At 38.3% G+C, this 16648-nt stretch carries 15 protein-coding genes and 1 pseudogene; 14 read left to right on the forward strand and 2 right to left on the reverse strand.

Going from position 1 to position 16648, the window contains the following annotated elements:
* Window positions 1–131: 131 nt before the first annotated feature.
* Window positions 132–2360: an ATP-dependent Clp protease ATP-binding subunit gene (locus tag NY10_RS00250; protein ID WP_058918101.1), complete on the reverse strand. Its 2229-nt coding sequence runs from the start codon at window positions 2358–2360 to the stop codon at window positions 132–134.
* A gap of 224 nt (window positions 2361–2584) precedes the next feature.
* Here NY10_RS00250 and ykzS point away from each other — a divergent pair, with 224 nt between their 5' ends.
* The 10 genes from ykzS to thrB all read left to right on the forward strand — a co-directional run bounded on the left by ykzS (window position 2585) and on the right by thrB (window position 12411).
* Window positions 2585–2776 (forward strand): protein YkzS, encoded by a 192-nt coding sequence (gene ykzS / locus NY10_RS00255; RefSeq protein ID WP_058918102.1) that lies wholly within the window; start codon window positions 2585–2587, stop codon window positions 2774–2776.
* A 186-nt stretch (window positions 2777–2962) separates the two neighbouring features.
* The gene (locus tag NY10_RS00260) at window positions 2963–3229 is read left to right on the forward strand and encodes a phosphocarrier protein HPr (RefSeq protein WP_058918103.1); all 267 of its coding nucleotides are present in this window, start codon (window positions 2963–2965) and stop codon (window positions 3227–3229) included.
* Window positions 3229–4950 carry a phosphoenolpyruvate--protein phosphotransferase gene (gene ptsP / locus NY10_RS00265; protein WP_058918104.1) on the forward strand — a complete coding sequence of 574 codons (1722 nt, stop codon included), beginning with the start codon at window positions 3229–3231 and terminating at the stop codon, window positions 4948–4950. Before NY10_RS00260 ends, ptsP begins: the two co-directional genes overlap by 1 nt.
* A gap of 279 nt (window positions 4951–5229) precedes the next feature.
* On the forward strand, window positions 5230–6405 hold the full coding sequence (locus tag NY10_RS00270; protein WP_058918105.1) for a glycosyltransferase family 4 protein: 1176 nt from the start codon (window positions 5230–5232) through the stop codon (window positions 6403–6405).
* Window positions 6406–6430: 25 nt separating this feature from the next.
* On the forward strand, window positions 6431–7453 hold the full coding sequence (locus NY10_RS00275; protein WP_058918106.1) for a glycosyltransferase family 4 protein: 1023 nt from the start codon (window positions 6431–6433) through the stop codon (window positions 7451–7453).
* 163 nt (window positions 7454–7616) lie between these two features.
* Complete coding sequence (locus tag NY10_RS00280) at window positions 7617–8501, forward strand: NAD(P)-dependent oxidoreductase (RefSeq protein WP_058918107.1); 885 nt, start codon at window positions 7617–7619, stop codon at window positions 8499–8501.
* Window positions 8502–8719: 218 nt separating this feature from the next.
* A complete protein-coding gene (locus tag NY10_RS00285) occupies window positions 8720–8953 on the forward strand; it encodes a YkuJ family protein (RefSeq protein WP_058918108.1) in 234 nt (77 codons plus the stop codon).
* A 238-nt stretch (window positions 8954–9191) separates the two neighbouring features.
* Window positions 9192–10484 carry a homoserine dehydrogenase gene (locus tag NY10_RS00290; protein WP_058918109.1) on the forward strand — a complete coding sequence of 431 codons (1293 nt, stop codon included), beginning with the start codon at window positions 9192–9194 and terminating at the stop codon, window positions 10482–10484.
* A complete protein-coding gene (thrC, locus tag NY10_RS00295; RefSeq protein WP_058918110.1) occupies window positions 10484–11542 on the forward strand; it encodes a threonine synthase in 1059 nt (352 codons plus the stop codon). The genes NY10_RS00290 and thrC overlap by 1 nt, the downstream gene beginning before the upstream one ends.
* Window positions 11542–12411 carry a homoserine kinase gene (gene thrB, locus NY10_RS00300; RefSeq protein WP_058920178.1) on the forward strand — a complete coding sequence of 290 codons (870 nt, stop codon included), beginning with the start codon at window positions 11542–11544 and terminating at the stop codon, window positions 12409–12411. Before thrC ends, thrB begins: the two co-directional genes overlap by 1 nt.
* A 50-nt stretch (window positions 12412–12461) precedes the next feature.
* Here the strand turns inward: thrB and NY10_RS00305 are convergent, their stop codons facing one another.
* Window positions 12462–13103, reverse strand: a complete 642-nt coding sequence (locus tag NY10_RS00305) for a copper homeostasis protein CutC (protein WP_197408984.1) — start codon at window positions 13101–13103, stop codon at window positions 12462–12464.
* Window positions 13104–13301: 198 nt separating this feature from the next.
* Here NY10_RS00305 and dapG point away from each other — a divergent pair.
* The 4 genes and pseudogenes from dapG to yhbY all read left to right on the forward strand — a co-directional run bounded on the left by dapG (window position 13302) and on the right by yhbY (window position 16641).
* Window positions 13302–14518: pseudogene (gene dapG / locus NY10_RS00310) on the forward strand (aspartate kinase).
* A 100-nt stretch (window positions 14519–14618) separates the two neighbouring features.
* Complete coding sequence (locus tag NY10_RS00315; protein WP_058918112.1) at window positions 14619–15164, forward strand: YqeG family HAD IIIA-type phosphatase; 546 nt, start codon at window positions 14619–14621, stop codon at window positions 15162–15164.
* Window positions 15142–16272, forward strand: coding sequence for a ribosome biogenesis GTPase YqeH (yqeH, locus tag NY10_RS00320; protein ID WP_058918113.1), 1131 nt, complete (start codon window positions 15142–15144; stop codon window positions 16270–16272). Before NY10_RS00315 ends, yqeH begins: the two co-directional genes overlap by 23 nt.
* Before the next feature lie 48 nt (window positions 16273–16320).
* Window positions 16321–16641: a ribosome assembly RNA-binding protein YhbY gene (gene yhbY / locus NY10_RS00325; RefSeq protein ID WP_058918114.1), complete on the forward strand. Its 321-nt coding sequence runs from the start codon at window positions 16321–16323 to the stop codon at window positions 16639–16641.
* Window positions 16642–16648 lie beyond the last annotated feature (7 nt).

The raw sequence follows: 16648 nt of genomic DNA on the forward strand, positions 1-16648 counted from the left end.
ATAAGAAAGCTATCACTTTTAACAGAGATTTAATAATTAATGTTCTATAAAACAGATAGTCAATACAGAGTGCAAATGAAAAAACAAAAAAACGAGCTTGAGAAAAGTCTCAAACTCGTTTTAATCAATAATTAGTTTTCTTTAGTATCGTTTTGATGGGTTTGAACGATAGAAGGTTCTGTTTGTCTAGCGTTTACGACTATTTCACCAGCATCATTGACTGTAGCGACCAAGTCCTTGCTTTCAGGGTGGTCAAGATAGAAGTCAGCAATGCGATCTTCTATTTGTTCTTGAATAACACGGCGCAATGGACGAGCCCCTAATTGAGGATCATAACCTAGTTCAGTTAATTTTTCTTTCGCCTGTTGATCTGCTTCAATTGAAATGTTTTGGTCTTTCAACATCTCATTAACATCATGCAGCATTAGATCCACGATGACAAGCAGGTGCTCCTTCTTTAAAGAATTGAATTCAACGATCGCATCGAAGCGGTTAATGAATTCAGGTTTAAAGAAATCAGTGAGCTGATTTAAAACGGATTTTTGATTTCCTTTAGAAGCGGCAGCAAAACCGACATTAGCTTCCACAGATCCTGTGCCAGCATTACTCGTCATAATGATAATAGTGTCTTTAAAGCTGACTGTGCGTCCTTGTGCATCGGTTAAACGACCATCTTCCAAAATTTGCAAGAACATATGCAAGACATCTGGATGGGCTTTTTCGATTTCGTCCAATAGTAAAATACTATAAGGATTATGACGAACTTTTTCAGTCAATTGTCCAGCTTCATCATATCCAACATATCCTGGAGGAGAACCGATCAGCTTAGCAACACTGTGTTTTTCCATATATTCACTCATATCGAATCGGATATAAGCTTCTTTATTTCCAAATAACTCTAGCGCCAATTGTTTGGCTAGCTCTGTCTTACCAACACCAGTTGGCCCTACGAATAAGAAAGAACCAATTGGGCGATTTTTCTTGTTCAATCCAATACGGCTTCTGCGAATAGCTTTGGAAATTTTATCAATTGCTTGATCCTGTCCAATCACATGTTTGCTTAATTCCGTACCTAAGTTTCTTAATTGGGTTTGTTCTTTTTCTTTTAATTCCCCAACTGGGATATTGGTTTTCATTTCAATAATATTGACCATATCTTGTTCAGTCACAACCGGGCGTTCCGAATCGGGTTGTTGTTGATCGCGCATTGCCGCAAATTTAGTTGCTTGGTCACGATAAAAAGCGGCTTTTTCATAATCTTCTTGCTGTAAAGCTAATTGTTTCTGATGTGCAGCTTCAGCAATTTTATCTTCAATCATTTTTGGATCGATTGCTTGAATCGTCAAGTTTTTCTTAGAACCGGATTCGTCTAGCAAATCAATTGCTTTATCTGGCAAGAAACGATCTTGGATGTAGCGATGTGATAGCATGACGGCATCTTTAATGGCTTCATCCGTATAAGCGACTTGATGGTAATCTTCATATTTCTTTTGAATTCCTTTTAGAATCGCGACTGTTTCATCAACAGTCGGTTCGCTTACCCGGACAGGCTGCATCCGTCTTTCTAAAGCAGCGTCTTTTTCGATTGAACGGTATTCTTTTAATGTTGTTGCACCGACCATCTGCAATTCGCCACGCGCTAATGCTGGTTTCAAAATATTTCCGGCATCCATGCTGCCTTCAGCACTACCAGCACCAACTATTTCATGCACTTCATCAATAAAGAGAATGATTTGCGGATTCTTTTTCAACTCATCGATCAATTGTTGCATCCGCTCTTCAAACTGTCCCCGGATACCGGTTCCTTGAACAAGAGAAGCTACATCAAGACGAATAACTTCTTTATCCATTAGTTTTTGAGGAACTTCTGCGTCAACGATTTTTTGAGCTAGTCCTTCAACGACTGCCGTTTTACCAACCCCAGGTTCGCCAATTAAAACTGGATTATTTTTTGTTCGACGATTTAGAATCTCAATGACTCGTTCGATTTCTTTATCTCGTCCGATAATAGGATCGATAGCTCCAGTTCTAGCTAAATCTGTTAAATTCGTACCGTATTCGCCTAATAAACCACTTTTTTTATTAGTAGGCGGTTGTCCGTTTCCGGAATTGCCGCCACTTTGAGTCGGTGGTACACCTTGACCAGTTGGATTTTGCATAGAACGGAAGAAGTTATCCAATCCGCCGAATCCAAAAGGATCTTGAGGTGTAGGACGATTATTTCTGGAACTTCCACTTTCATTAGCGTTTTTTAGTAGTTGATAACAATTTTGGCAAATATCTAATTGACCTTTTTGGCCATTCATATTTGTATATAAATGAATTGTTGCATCTCGTTGATTACAGTTTTGACATAACATAACATGCACAACCTTTCAGTAATTAAAGTTTACAAGAAAAGGGCGGATGAACGATTCAGTACTGGAGAATTGAAAATCAACTGTACATGACCTTTCTCTGACCTTCCCTGACCTTATGTTCTTATTATACACTGACCTTGTCTGACTTTCAAGTGTAATGCACTATCTTTTAGTAAAAAAATGCATTACAATTATAAAGATTAAAAGATGAAAGAAGTGAAGAAATGGAAAGCGGAGAGATGGCAAATGAAGTTGAAAAACTAATCAATGGAGATTTAAAAGAACTGTTGATAGCAAAAGAAGACTTCATGCAATTCAGAGAAATATGGCTGAACCATGAAAAAAAAGATCAGATTATTGGTGAAGCAAAGCACAATGGAGAAGTTGTTTTCCGGTATCAAACTTTCGCTGAGTAAAGAATATACAGGGAAAATACAAAAGAAAAAGAGAAAATGGTTGTAGAAACTACTTAAAAATGGTAGTCTATAAAGATGAAAGGGTTATTTCATGGAATGTTTGTTTCAATGCGTTTTATTTGGAAGAAACAGTCATTTGAGAGTGGCCCTGATAAATTATTATTTACTAAAAGGAGATCAAACATTATGGAAAAACGCGATTTTCATGTAATAGCTGAAACAGGGATTCATGCACGTCCTGCAACTTTATTGGTGCAAACAGCGAGCAAATTCAATTCAGATATCAACCTAGAATATAAAGGTAAATCTGTTAACTTAAAATCTATCATGGGTGTTATGTCTTTAGGCGTTGGCCAAGGTGCAGAAGTTGTGATTACTGCCGATGGAACTGACGAAGCTGAAGCAATCAACAGCATCGAAGAAACGATGAAGAAAGAAGGTTTAGCTGAGTAATGGTTGAAAAATTGAAAGGGATTGCGGCAAGTGATGGCATTGCAATAGCAAAAGCTTATTTACTTGTTGAACCCGATTTATCTTTCGACAAATTCTCAGTTGAAAATTCTGATTCAGAAATTGAACGTTTGAAAAATGCGTTAAATAAAGCTACTCAAGAACTTGAGCTGATTCGTACTAAAGCTGCTGAAGCTTTAGGCGAAGAAGAAGCTCAAGTTTTTGATGCTCATTTGATGGTTCTTTCTGACCCTGAATTAATTGGGAGCATCGAAAGTAACATAAGAGATAACAAAGTGAACACTGAAAGTGCATTAAAAGAAGTGACGGATATGTTTATCGGCATTTTCGAAGGAATGGAAGACAATCCTTATATGCAAGAACGTGCAGCTGACATTAAAGATGTTACTAAACGTGTATTAAGTCATTTGTTGGGAGTGAAATTACCAAACCCATCAATGATTGATGAAGAAGTAATTGTCATTGCACATGATTTAACCCCAAGCGATACCGCACAATTAAACCGTAAATTTGTAAAAGCATTTGTAACGGATATTGGTGGCCGTACGTCTCACTCTGCAATCATGGCTCGTTCACTTGAAATTCCTGCAATCGTAGGAACAAAAGAAATTACAGCTATTGTAAAAGAAGGCGATCTTCTAATTGTGGATGGTTTACAAGGGGATGTTTTGGTTCACCCAGAAACTGCAGATGTATCTGAATACGAAGAGAAAGCGTCTCAATTTGCAGCTCAAAAAGCTGAATGGAATAAATTGAAGAACGAAAAAACTCTTACAGCTGATGGCAAACACATTGAATTAGCTGCTAACATTGGAACGCCTAAAGATTTAGTGAGTGTCAAAGATAACGGCGGAGAAGCTGTTGGATTATACCGAACAGAATTTCTTTACATGGATTCACCGGATTTCCCAACAGAAGAAGCCCAATTTGAAGCTTATAAAGCTGTTTTAGAAGGAATGGGAGATAAAGCTGTTGTCGTACGGACAATGGATATTGGTGGAGACAAGGAATTGCCTTACTTGACATTGCCGCATGAAATGAACCCATTCTTAGGCTACCGTGCAATTCGTATTTGTTTAGCTGAACCGGATATGTTTAGAACCCAATTACGTGCACTTTTACGTGCATCTGTGTTTGGTAAATTGCGTATCATGTTCCCTATGATCGCAACTTTAGGCGAATTCCGTCAAGCTAAAGGTATGTTGCTTGAAGAAAAAGAAAAATTAGTAAATGAAGGCATCGAAGTTTCAGAAGATATCGAAGTTGGTATCATGATTGAAATTCCAGCAGCAGCTGTAATTGCAGACAAATTTGCTAAAGAAGTTGATTTCTTCAGTATTGGAACGAATGATTTGATTCAATACACAATGGCAGCAGACCGTATGAATGAACGTGTTTCTTATCTTTACCAACCATACAATCCAGCAATCTTACGTTTGATTAAAAACGTGATTGATGCTTCTCATAAAGAGGGCAAATGGACTGGTATGTGTGGCGAAATGGCTGGAGATCAAACAGCTGTTCCATTATTAATGGGATTAGGTTTGGATGAGTTCTCTATGAGTGCATCAAGCATTCTAAAAACACGCAGTCTTATGAAACGGTTAGATACTACGAAAATGGCTGAATTAGCAGAAAAAGCAATCAACGATTGTGACACTGCTGAAGAAGTAGTTAAATTAGTAGAAACGTATACAAAATAAGCATTAAATAAAAAAGCTGTAAGAATCATCAATTGATTCTTACAGCTTTTTTTGTCTTTGAACAACAGTTGATGAGTAAGAGAATTTATAAAAAAACCAAAAAAGGGAGCCGCATTAAAAAAAATCCTGCTTTAGTTGGAGGCGAAACGTTATTTTTTAAGTATACTAAAGACATAAGAGCGATTTATTGAAATGCAGTAGTGGTTTAACTTGTGAAAAAGGCTAAAATTTATGGTTTTTAAAAAAAACAAGTATAATTAGATAAAGGGGTGAAAATTCATGAAGATCGGAATCTTTACAGACACTTATTTCCCGCAAGTAAGTGGCGTTGCGACCTCCATTAAGACGTTGAAAGAAGAGCTTCTAAATCAAGGTCATGAGGTGTTTATTTTTACGACCACAGATCCAAAGGTTCATGGAGAGGAAGAAGACATCGTACGTTTTACGAGTGTTCCATTCTTTTCTTTCCAAGACCGGCGTGTGGCTATCAAAGGAGCTCATCGTGCTTTAAAGAGGGCAAAAGAATTGCAGTTAGATATCGTTCACACTCAAACAGAATTCAGTTTAGGGTTAACAGGGAAATATGTAGCTTACCAATTAAAAATTCCTTGTGTGCATACGTATCATACAATGTATGAAGATTATCTTCATTATATTGCAAAAGGAAAAGTCGTTCGGCCAACCCATGTGAAGCTAGCATCGAAATTTTTTTGCAATCAATCTGCTGCTGTTATTGCACCAAGCGTAAAAGCTAAGCGTCAGCTATTAAACTATGGAGTGACACAAAAAATAGAAGTGATCCCGACAGGAGTCGATTTGAAACGCTTTGAAACATTAGCTAATCGTGCTATTCGAGAAGAACTTAATATCTCTGCAGACGCTCCTTTATTATTATCGCTAAGCCGTGTCGCAAAAGAAAAAAGCATCGAATTGCTCATTAAGGCGATGCCTGATGTTTTGCAACAGCAGTCAACTGCTAAATTAGTGATTGTTGGCGATGGTCCTGCTAAAAAAGAACTTGAAAATCTGGTTGATTCTTTAGCATTGACCGATAGTATTATTTTTGTCGGTGAAGTTGAAAGCTCACAGGTACATGCATATTATCAAGCAGCTGATTTATTTGTGAGCGCTTCTGATTCAGAATCGCAAGGGTTGACTTATATCGAAGCAATTGCTTCTGGAACAGATATCATTGCACGCGTAAATGATTATACGGAGAATTTGCTGCAAATCGGCGGTTTTGGAGCATTGTTTCAAGAAGATGAAGAAATAGCAGAAGCAATCTGTCGTTATCTAAGCCAAGTTAAAAAACGCGAAAAAAGTGAAGAAGAACGCAAAGTAGTTTTAAATTCAATCTCATCGGAGGTGTTTTGCGAAAAAGTCCTTCAATTTTATAGAGAAACCATTCGACAATATTCATATGAAAAAGAAGCAGCCATTCGTTTTAACAAATGATTTTTTAAGTAAGGAGGGGAAGAAAATGATTCACTTAACGATGTTCTCCTCTGCTGATAGAGTAGCAGGGCAAGGCGTAGGCAGTGCTTATCAGGAGCTAGTTCATTTATTAAAAAAGTATCACAGCGCTAGTCTGGTTGTTTCAATCAACCGTTACACTAAAACGCAAATCAGCCATTATCATACCATTGATCCAACTTATTATATTAGTACTTTTTTTAGACGGCGTTTTGGTAGACGAGTTGGTTATGTTCATTTTTTGCCATCTACGCTAAAAGGAAGCATCCAGTTGCCGAAGTGGATAGAAAAACTTTTTTTCTATTATGTAATAGCTTTTTATAAACGAATGGACCATTTAGTAGTAGTTAATCCATCGTTTATTAAGGAATTGGCAAAATATGGAATAGCAAAGGAAAACGTTACGTATATCCCAAATTTTGTAACAAAAACGGAGTTTCACCGTTTAGAACCTAAAACTATCCAACAGCTGAAAATTGCTTTAGGACTGTCGAAAGACCAGTTTATTGTTTTGGGTGCTGGGCAGGTCCAAGAACGAAAAGGAGTCCTGGATTTTGCTGCTCTCGCTGAAGAAATGCCAGAGATCCAGTTTATCTGGGCAGGAGGTTTTTCATTTGGAAAAATAACCGATGGGTACGAGAAATTTAAAAAGCTAATGGAACACCCTCCTGAGAATTTGCTGTTTACTGGGATACTCAAACGAGAAGAAATGCTCAATTATTATAATATGGCTGATGTTTTTTTACTGCCTTCCTACGAGGAATTGTTTCCTATGTGCATTCTCGAAGCCTTTTCTTGTGAAACTCCAGTAATCTTGCGGGATTTATCATTGTACTTGCCAATATTAGAGGGCTATTATGCAGCCGCTAAAGATAAAGGAGAAATGAAAGCGAAAATCGAACAATTAAAGAACGATCCAGTTTTTTACCGAAACTTGCTTCAAAAAGCATTAGCTGGGAGCGAAGCTTATTCCGAAGAGCGTTTGGCTCAAGTCTGGTTGGAGTTTTATCAGCAGCAAGCCAATAGCTAAAGAAGAATTGGGGTTCAGTTTATTTACTTGAATACATTAGAAATGTTAAAAAAGATGCTCATCTACTTAAATTAACGGGAACGTGTTAAAGCGTTTTTTATGCAGAATTCCATTGAGATGGTATACTATAATCATTGGAATGAAAAGGAGCTGCTAAAAAGAGATGAAAAAAATTGGCTTTATAGGAACGGGTGTAATGGGCTCATCCATCGTAAAACATTTATTGAAAGCTGGTTATCCCGTCAATGTTTACAATCGTACTAAGAGTAAGACCGATGAACTTGTTTCCTTAGGTGCTGCGTGGGTTGAAAATCCTGCAGCAGTTACAGAAAAAAGCGACGTTGTTTTTACGATCGTCGGTTATCCAAAAGATGTGGAAGAAACTTATTTTGGTGAAAAAGGTATCTTCCAAGCAGCTACAGCTGACCATATTTTAGTAGATATGACTACCAGTACTCCCTCTTTGGCATTGAAAATTTATGAAGCCGGAAAAGAAAAAGGGATATCTGTGTTAGATGCTCCGGTTTCTGGCGGAGATCTAGGAGCACAAAAAGGCACCTTAACCATAATGGTAGGAGGCGACGAAGCAGCTTATACTAAGGCGGAACCTATATTTAAAGTATTTTCAAGCAAAGTAAATTTACAAGGATCTGCTGGAAAAGGTCAACACACTAAGATGGCCAATCAAATCATGGTTGCTGGCACTATGACTGGGATGACAGAATTGCTAGTCTATTCAGATGCAGCAGAATTAGATTTAGACAAAGTCTTAGACACTGTTGGAGGCGGAAGTGCCAATAACTGGTCATTAACTAATTATGGTCCGCGAATTTTACGAGAAGACTTTTCACCTGGATTCTTTGTAAAACATTTTGTGAAAGACTTGAAAATTGCGTTGGATGAAGCTAAGAGGATGGGAATTGAATTGCCTTCTACTGATTTAGCTGAACAACTGTATGAAAAATTGGAAAAAAACGGTCACGGAGAAGATGGAACGCAAGCTTTTATCAAACTTTGGTGGTCTGAAGGAAAACGACCAATAAAATAAAAAATAGCAATCTTAGCGATGCTGAGATTGCTATTTTTTTATTTAGCCTATAAAAATTTTTCATCCAATAACCTAACAAAGAGTGTTATCATAAGCTTTGCTCCAAATTTGCCTATTTAAAAAGTATTTTTTTTATGAAAAAGAGATGAGTTTACTGTCTTTTGAAGGGAAATCTGTTAAAATAATTACTGAGTCAAGTTTGAAAGGGGCACGAGATTATGAAACCTTCACAATTACAGGCGATCATACGTCGATTGGAAGCTATGCTAGAGGATAAAGATAGTGAAGTTCAAGTTCGTAGATTCGAAAAGGAAGGTAACGAACGTTGCTCGATTTCTTATGATGCGAAAACTGCTACTTTTGAATTAGAAGATAGTTCAACTCACCAAATTTACCAATTTGATGATTTGGATTTAGTTGCAATTGAAATTTTTGAATTGTTGCAAGATTAAAAATCAAAGAGAAGAACAAAGATGGGAGCGCCCATAGTTGTTCTCTTTTTTTTATTTTAAAGCTTTTAACTATCTCCAAGGATTTGATTGCTGCTTGTAGGTTTCTGCTTAAGTGCAATTTTTACTACAGTAAGGGGTAGTTATCTTATTAATAATTAGGTATACTTAATCCTGTGTACAATTAGGATTGCATTAAAATGTTTTAATCATGTAATGAAAATAAAGGAGGATCTTAAGGATGAAGAAACAATTACAAGTCGGGATTTTAGGCTTTGGAACAGTTGGAAGTGGCGTCCTCAGCATTCTGAAACACCATGAAAATAAAATCAGCCAAGTAACAGGCGAAGAATTGAATGTAAAAAAAGTGTTGGTTCGAAACACCGAAAAAAATCGTGGAGCCTTATCTGAAGGAATCGAGCTGACTACAGATGCAGCGGCTATTTTAGAGGATCCTGAAATCGATATTGTCATAGAAGTCATGGGAAGCATTGAAATAGCTAAAGATTATATCACTCAAGCTTTAAGAGCAGGCAAACATGTAGTAACGGCTAATAAAGACTTGATCGCTCTTCATGGAAATGAACTGGTTGCCTTAGCAAAAGAGTACCATTGTGACCTATATTATGAAGCCAGCGTAGCAGGCGGCATACCTATTTTAAGAACGATCGTTGACAGCCTAGCTTCAGACAATATCCAAAAGGTCTTCGGTATTGTGAATGGGACAACCAATTTTATGCTGTCTGAAATGACGAACAAAAACAAAACATATGAAGAAGCATTGAAAAAAGCGCAAGATTTAGGTTTTGCTGAGAGCGATCCGACCAATGATGTAGATGGGATCGATGCTGCTAGAAAAATGGTGATTCTAACACGGCTGGCATTTGGAATGAATGTTGAATTAGATCAAATTGAAACAAGAGGCATTCGCAATGTTAAACTGGCAGATATCGAAATGGCTAAACGTTTAGGTTACCGAATCAAGCTCATCGGTTCAGCTGTTGGAATGAACGACAGTAGTGTACATGTAGATGTTGGACCTGTGCTCGTACCAGAAAACCACCCTTTAGCGGGCGTTCAAAACGAAAATAATGCTGTTTTTGTTGTTGGAGCAGCAGTTGGCGAAACGATGTTTTATGGACCAGGAGCCGGGGCGTTGCCAACAGCTACTAGTGTGGTTAGTGATGTTATTACAGTTGCTAAAAATATCGGTTTGGGTACTACAGGAAACGTCTTTAATTCTTATCAGCACGAGACTACGATTACGGAAGATAAAGCGGTGGAATCTAAATATTACATTGCCATTGAAATGCAAGACCAAACAGGACGTTTCTTAGAATTGACCACTATTTTCAGCAAATCAGCTGTTGGATTTGACCAAATCATCCAACAACCGCTTCCGGAAGCGTCTGCTAAAGTGGTTATTGTGACACATACAATGAATAAAATTCAACAAAAAGCTGTTCTCAGCACACTGAAAGAAACCGAAGGCATGAAATTATTGGCGTGCTTTAAAGTTATGGAGGGGAAATAATGTACAAAGGCTTATTAGATAAATACAAAGAGTTGCTGCCGGTCACTGAAAACACACCTATGATTTCATTAAGCGAAGGAAATACACCATTGATTTCTTTACCTAATTTGTCTGAAACATTAGGGGTAACTCTATATGGAAAATATGAAGGATTAAACCCTACTGGTTCTTTTAAAGATCGAGGAATGGTCATGGCTGTAGCCAAAGCAAAGGAAGAGGGCGCAAAAGCGATCATCTGTGCTTCTACAGGAAATACCAGCGCTTCAGCGGCTGCTTATGCAACTCGTGCGGGCTTGAAAGCTTATATCGTTATTCCTGAAGGGAAGATAGCTTTAGGAAAATTAGCACAAGCAGTGATGTATGGAGCTGATATCATTTCGATTCAGGGAAATTTTGATGAAGCTTTAACTGCTGTTCGTCAATTGGCTGAAACAGAGGCTGTAACGTTAGTGAATTCTGTTAACCCTTATCGTTTGGAAGGACAGAAAACAGGAGCTTTTGAAATTTGTGAAGCACTTGAAAAAGCACCCGATGTTTTAGCGATTCCTGTCGGCAACGCCGGCAATATTTCTGCTTATTGGAAAGGGTTCAAAGAATGGAACGATTTGCATCAAACGGGTCTGCCTAGAATGCATGGTTTTGAAGCTGAAGGCGCCGCTGCAATCGTGAAAGGAAAAGTGATCGAGCAGCCAGAAACGATTGCAACAGCTATTCGCATCGGAAATCCTGCTAGCTGGAATTTAGCTGAAGCTGCACGTGATGAATCTAAGGGAATCATTGAGTCTGTCACAGATGATGAAATCATTGAAGCTTATAAAAAAATTGCGGCGATGGATGGCGTATTTATCGAACCTGGGTCGGCAGCTTCGCTAGCTGGTGTGATCAAAAATGTAAAAAGCGGCGCTATTCAACAAGGAGAAACAGTGGTCTGTATCTTTACAGGCAACGGATTGAAAGACCCCGACACAGCGATGAGTGTAACTGAAATCCCAATCGCTAAAATGGATGATTTAGAAGATATGCGGGATCATTTAAGAAAAGGCGCGGCATTGATATGATAACGATCCAAGTACCTGCGACAACGGCTAACTTAGGACCAGGGTTTGATTCATGTGGATTGGCGTTGAACCTCTATCTGACATTAGAGGTAGGTCAAGAACAAGCGGTTTGGCAGATTGATCACCAGTTGGGTGAAAGTATTCCCACAGATGAAAGCAATTTGATAATCCAAACGGCTTTATCTATAGTTTCGACGTTAACTCCCAGGAAGCTGAGAATGAAAAGCGAAATCCCGTCAACACGAGGCTTAGGCAGCAGTTCTGCCGCGATCGTAGCAGGAATCGAATTAGCAAACCAAGTCGCTCAATTAAATTTAACCTCTATGGAGAAACTAGAAATAGCAGCAACTATTGAAGGTCATCCAGACAATGTTGCTCCTGCTATTATGGGGGATTTTGTAGTCGCGAGCCAGTTGGGAAAAGAAATTTTTGCTGTTAAATATCCTTTTCCAGAAACAAGTTTATTAGCTGTGATTCCGAATCACGAACTACTGACTAAGGAAAGCCGCACTGTTTTGCCCCAAACGTTAACATATAGCGAAGCGGTTAAAGCTAGTTCCATTAGTAATGTGATGATCAGTGCCGTTCTGACAGGTGATTTGGATTTAGCAGGGCAAATGATGGCAAGAGATCTATGGCACGAAATATACCGCAAAGAATTGGTTCCTCATTTATCGCCTATTCGTAAACTAGCAGATGCCAATGGAGCATATGGAACTTTTTTAAGTGGAGCAGGACCAACTGTTTTAGTACTGCTGTCAAAAGATCGTCTAAAAGAGATGAAATTACTGTTGCAGGAAAAATTTAAAAAAGCTGTCGTTAAGGAATTGACCATAGACCGCTTAGGCGTACAGGCGAAGAAACAGTAAAAAAGAATCCTTCTACACTCATTGCATGAGTAGAAGGATTCTTTTTTATGCTAGTGAAGTTGGCCAACAATAGCTGTACCGTGAACTTCATTGACACCTAAATAGTCAATGACTTCTTGAGCATTCTTGTTGGTGATGCCGCCTCCGGGTAAGATGATAATACGGTCATTTGCATAATCGACTAATTCTTTTAAATGGGGTAACGTGGTTTCAATAGGTACTCCTGATGGGCCGCCATGTGTCAAAATACGTTGAACGTCATGTTCAATAAGCCAATCAATGGCTTCAAATTGCTTTTCAACGGGTATCTGATCAAAAGCCATATGGAATGTAATCTGTAATCCATAAGATTCTTCTAAAATTTGCTCTAATGCATCTTCATCTAACCAGTTGTTTTCATTCAAGCAGCCGATAACAATTCCGTCTAATCCTAAATTGCGAGCTTCGATAATATCGTAGCCCATGATTTTTAGCTCTGTATCATTGTAAACAAAATTACCGCCTCGTGGTCGAATGATAGCCATTACGGGAATCGTCTTTTCGCCGCAATAAGCCATTGTTTCGTGCATCACTCCTTTGCTAGGAGTTGTTCCGCCTACCGCTAAATTGTCACAGAGCTCGATACGATTGGCTCCATTTGCAATAGCTTGAGGAATCACCGTATAATTTTCAACGCATACTTCTTTAAGAATCATTTTGTCACTCTCCAGTTATAAATCATTTTTTCTTAGTATAGCACGAAAAAGCGGAAACACTGAACTAGTTTCTTGCGTCCGTACTTAATTGAATATTGTCTAAGTCTTCGTTATAATAAAACAGGAATAAGCTTAAGCTGACGAAAAGAGTGAAATCCACTCATACTATTTTAGATACCCAAAGGATGGTAAACGATGAAAATTTTAGTTCAAAAATTTGGAGGCACCTCTGTTAAAGATGAAGAAAGCCGACGGGCAGCTGAAAAGCATATCGTTCATGCTGTGTCATTAGGCTACAAAGTGATTGTAGTGGTTTCGGCAATTGGCCGTATGGGAGATCCATATGCAACGGATTCGCTTTTATCCTTAATCGGGGGAATCGCAGTTTTTTAGATTTGCGTGAAAGAGACATGTTGCTGTCAGTTGGAGAAACAATTTCTACAGCTGTTTTTACAAATGAGTTAAAGAAGAATGGGCTAAGTGCTGTCGGCTTAACAGGGCAAGATGCTGGGATTGTAACGAATGAAGATTTTGGGAATGCTAAAGTACAACGAATTGAAAAAGAAACGATTTATTCTTATTTTAAAACCAATGATGTGGTAGTAGTCACTGGTTTTCAAGGAGTCAGTGAAAACGGACATATCACCACTATAGGCCGTGGTGGAAGCGATACGTCGGCTGCTTTCTTAGGATCGGCATTTAAAGCAGAAAACATTGACATATTTACAGATGTTTCGGGCATGATGACTGCTGATCCTAGACTGGTCGATAAAGCTCAGTTTTTAAAAGTCGTTAGTTACCAAGAAGTGAGCAACATGGCACATGAGGGAGCGAAAGTTATCGATCCGCGAGCTGTAGAAATTGCGATGCAAGCGGGTATTCCTTTAAGAATCCGATCAACCTATCAGCCGGTTACCAACACGGGAACTTTAGTAACGCATATTGAAGGTCAAATCGAACCTTATCGTTTAGTGACCGGGATTGCCCATGTATCTAATTTAGTGCAATTTAGCATCGAAACGGCTCAGCAAACTCAAAAAATCATTTTTTCGTTATTAGCCGAATTGGATATCAGTGTGGATTTCATCAATATTTTTCCGCATAAGATCGTATTCACATTACCGCAAACGACTTCGGAAAGAGCTAGACTTATTTTTGATGAACAAGGCGTTTCCTACACTCTTGTTGAGAATTGTGCAAAAGTAGCAATCGTAGGTGCGGGCATCACTGGAGTACCGGGAGTTATAGCAAAAATGGTCACTACAATGGCTAAACATCAGATACCCATTTATCAATCTGCTGACAGCTACACAACTGTGTGGATCTTGATTGCAGAAACAGATTTAAAACTAGCGATCAATGAATTGCATGCTGTCTTTTTGCAAAATGAGAATCAGCCTAAAAACAACTAGGTCTGCTTGTAATTTTGTTGATTTGGCGTATAATTAAAGAAATAGTAAACTAGAGGAGTACTGTCCAAGGTACTCCTATTTTAATGGATAGGGAGAAATAATGCTGAATATATTTAAACCGACGTGGATGGTAGATGCCATCTATCACATTACACCTGAACAATTAAAAAAACAAAATATTAAAGCCGTTTTAACAGACTTAGATAACACCCTGATTGCTTGGAACAACCCAGATGGAACGGAAGAGCTGATAAAGTGGATCGAAGTCATGCAAACAGCTGGTATCCCAGTTATCATTCTTTCGAATAATAAAGCTTCTCGCGTGGAACGAGTAGCCACTGTTTTAGGGTTAGAGTACGTTTCCAGAGCAATGAAACCAACGGTTATTGGCTTTAAAAAAGCCGAGGCGAAACTGAATTTGCCCAAAGAAGAAGTATTGATGGTTGGCGACCAAATCATGACTGATATCTGGGGAGCCAACCTTGCCGGTGTACGGAATGTTTTGGTAAAACCGATTGTCAATAGTGATGCGTGGAACACTCAGTTTAATCGTTTTATAGAATTGCATATTATGAACTACTTAATACGAAAAGATCCAGATATGAGATGGAGGAAGTCTTTACATGACAAAAGAATTAATGAATGAGGAAGAAATTCGGTGCATCGGATGTGGAGCTGTTATTCAAACAACCGATAAAGACGCTCCAGGATATACACCAGAATCAGCCCTGAAAAAAGGACTTGAACAAGAAGAAGTGTATTGTCAACGTTGTTTTAGATTACGGCACTACAATGAAATTCAAGATGTCCACTTAACCGATGACGATTTTTTGAAATTGCTGAATGAAATTGGAACAGAAGATGCGTTGATAGTGAATGTTGTTGATATTTTTGATTTCAATGGCAGCTTGATTCCAGGACTCCATCGTTTTGTCGGCAATAACCCGGTTCTATTAGTGGGCAACAAAGTTGATTTATTGCCTAAATCCTTAAAACGCGGAAAAATGACCCAATGGTTACGTGAACGAGCTTTTGAAGAAGGATTGCGCCCTAAAGAGGTCGTTTTAACAAGCGCTATGAAACCTAAAGAAATGGAAAGTTTATTAGACACTATTGAAAAATACCGTCAAGGACGCGATGTTTTTGTAGTGGGAGTAACCAATGTTGGAAAATCAACATTGATTAACCAAATTATTAAAATGACAGTTGGTGTCCAAGATTTGATTACAACTTCACAGTTCCCTGGAACAACGTTGGATCGAATCGAAATACCTTTGGAAGATGGAAAACTATTGATCGATACACCTGGAATTGTTCATCGTCATCAAATGGCGCACGTTTTAGGGGATAAAGATTTAAAATTGATAGCTCCTAAAAAAGAAATCAAACCAATGGTCTATCAATTGAACGAAGGGCAAACCTTGTTCTTTGGAGGTGTTGCGCGTTTTGATTATTTACAAGGCGGCAGACGCTCATTTACTTGCTTTACTTCTAATGATTTAAAAATTCATCGGACAAAATTAGCTAATGCGGATGAATTGTATAAAAAACAAGTTGGTGAATTGTTACAGCCCCCTCGTAAAGATGAAGTGGCAGATTTCCCCGAATTGGTTCGTTTCGAATTTACTATCAAAGAAAAATCCGATATTGTTTTTGCAGGATTGGGTTGGGTAACTGTTAATGAGCCTGGAGCAGTAGTTGCAGGTTGGGCACCAAAAGGTGTTAATGTAGTTATTCGTAAATCTTTAATTTAAACTTAAAGACCAAAAAATTAGCGACTATAATCTAGATGGAGTGAAAAAATGGAATTAACTGGAAAACAAAAACGTTATTTAAGAAGCAAAGCTCATCATTTAGACCCTATTTTCCAAATTGGAAAAAATGGTTTAAACAAAGAAGTCATTGTACAGATTGGCGAAGCACTTGAAAAAAGAGAATTAATAAAAATCAACTTACTGCAAAATACCGATGAATCGGTTGATGAAGTAGCAGCAGAAATCGAACGGGCCTTAGGCTGCGATGCAGTTCAAGTCATTGGTCGTGTGATCGTGTTATTTAGCCCTTCATCACAAGAGAAATACCAACGTATTTCAACTGAATTGCCAGCTAAAAAGAAAAAGTAAAAACATG

Origin of the sequence: Carnobacterium sp. CP1 (genome assembly GCF_001483965.1) — a bacterium.
GTDB classification, from domain to species: domain Bacteria; phylum Bacillota; class Bacilli; order Lactobacillales; family Carnobacteriaceae; genus Carnobacterium_A; species Carnobacterium_A antarcticum.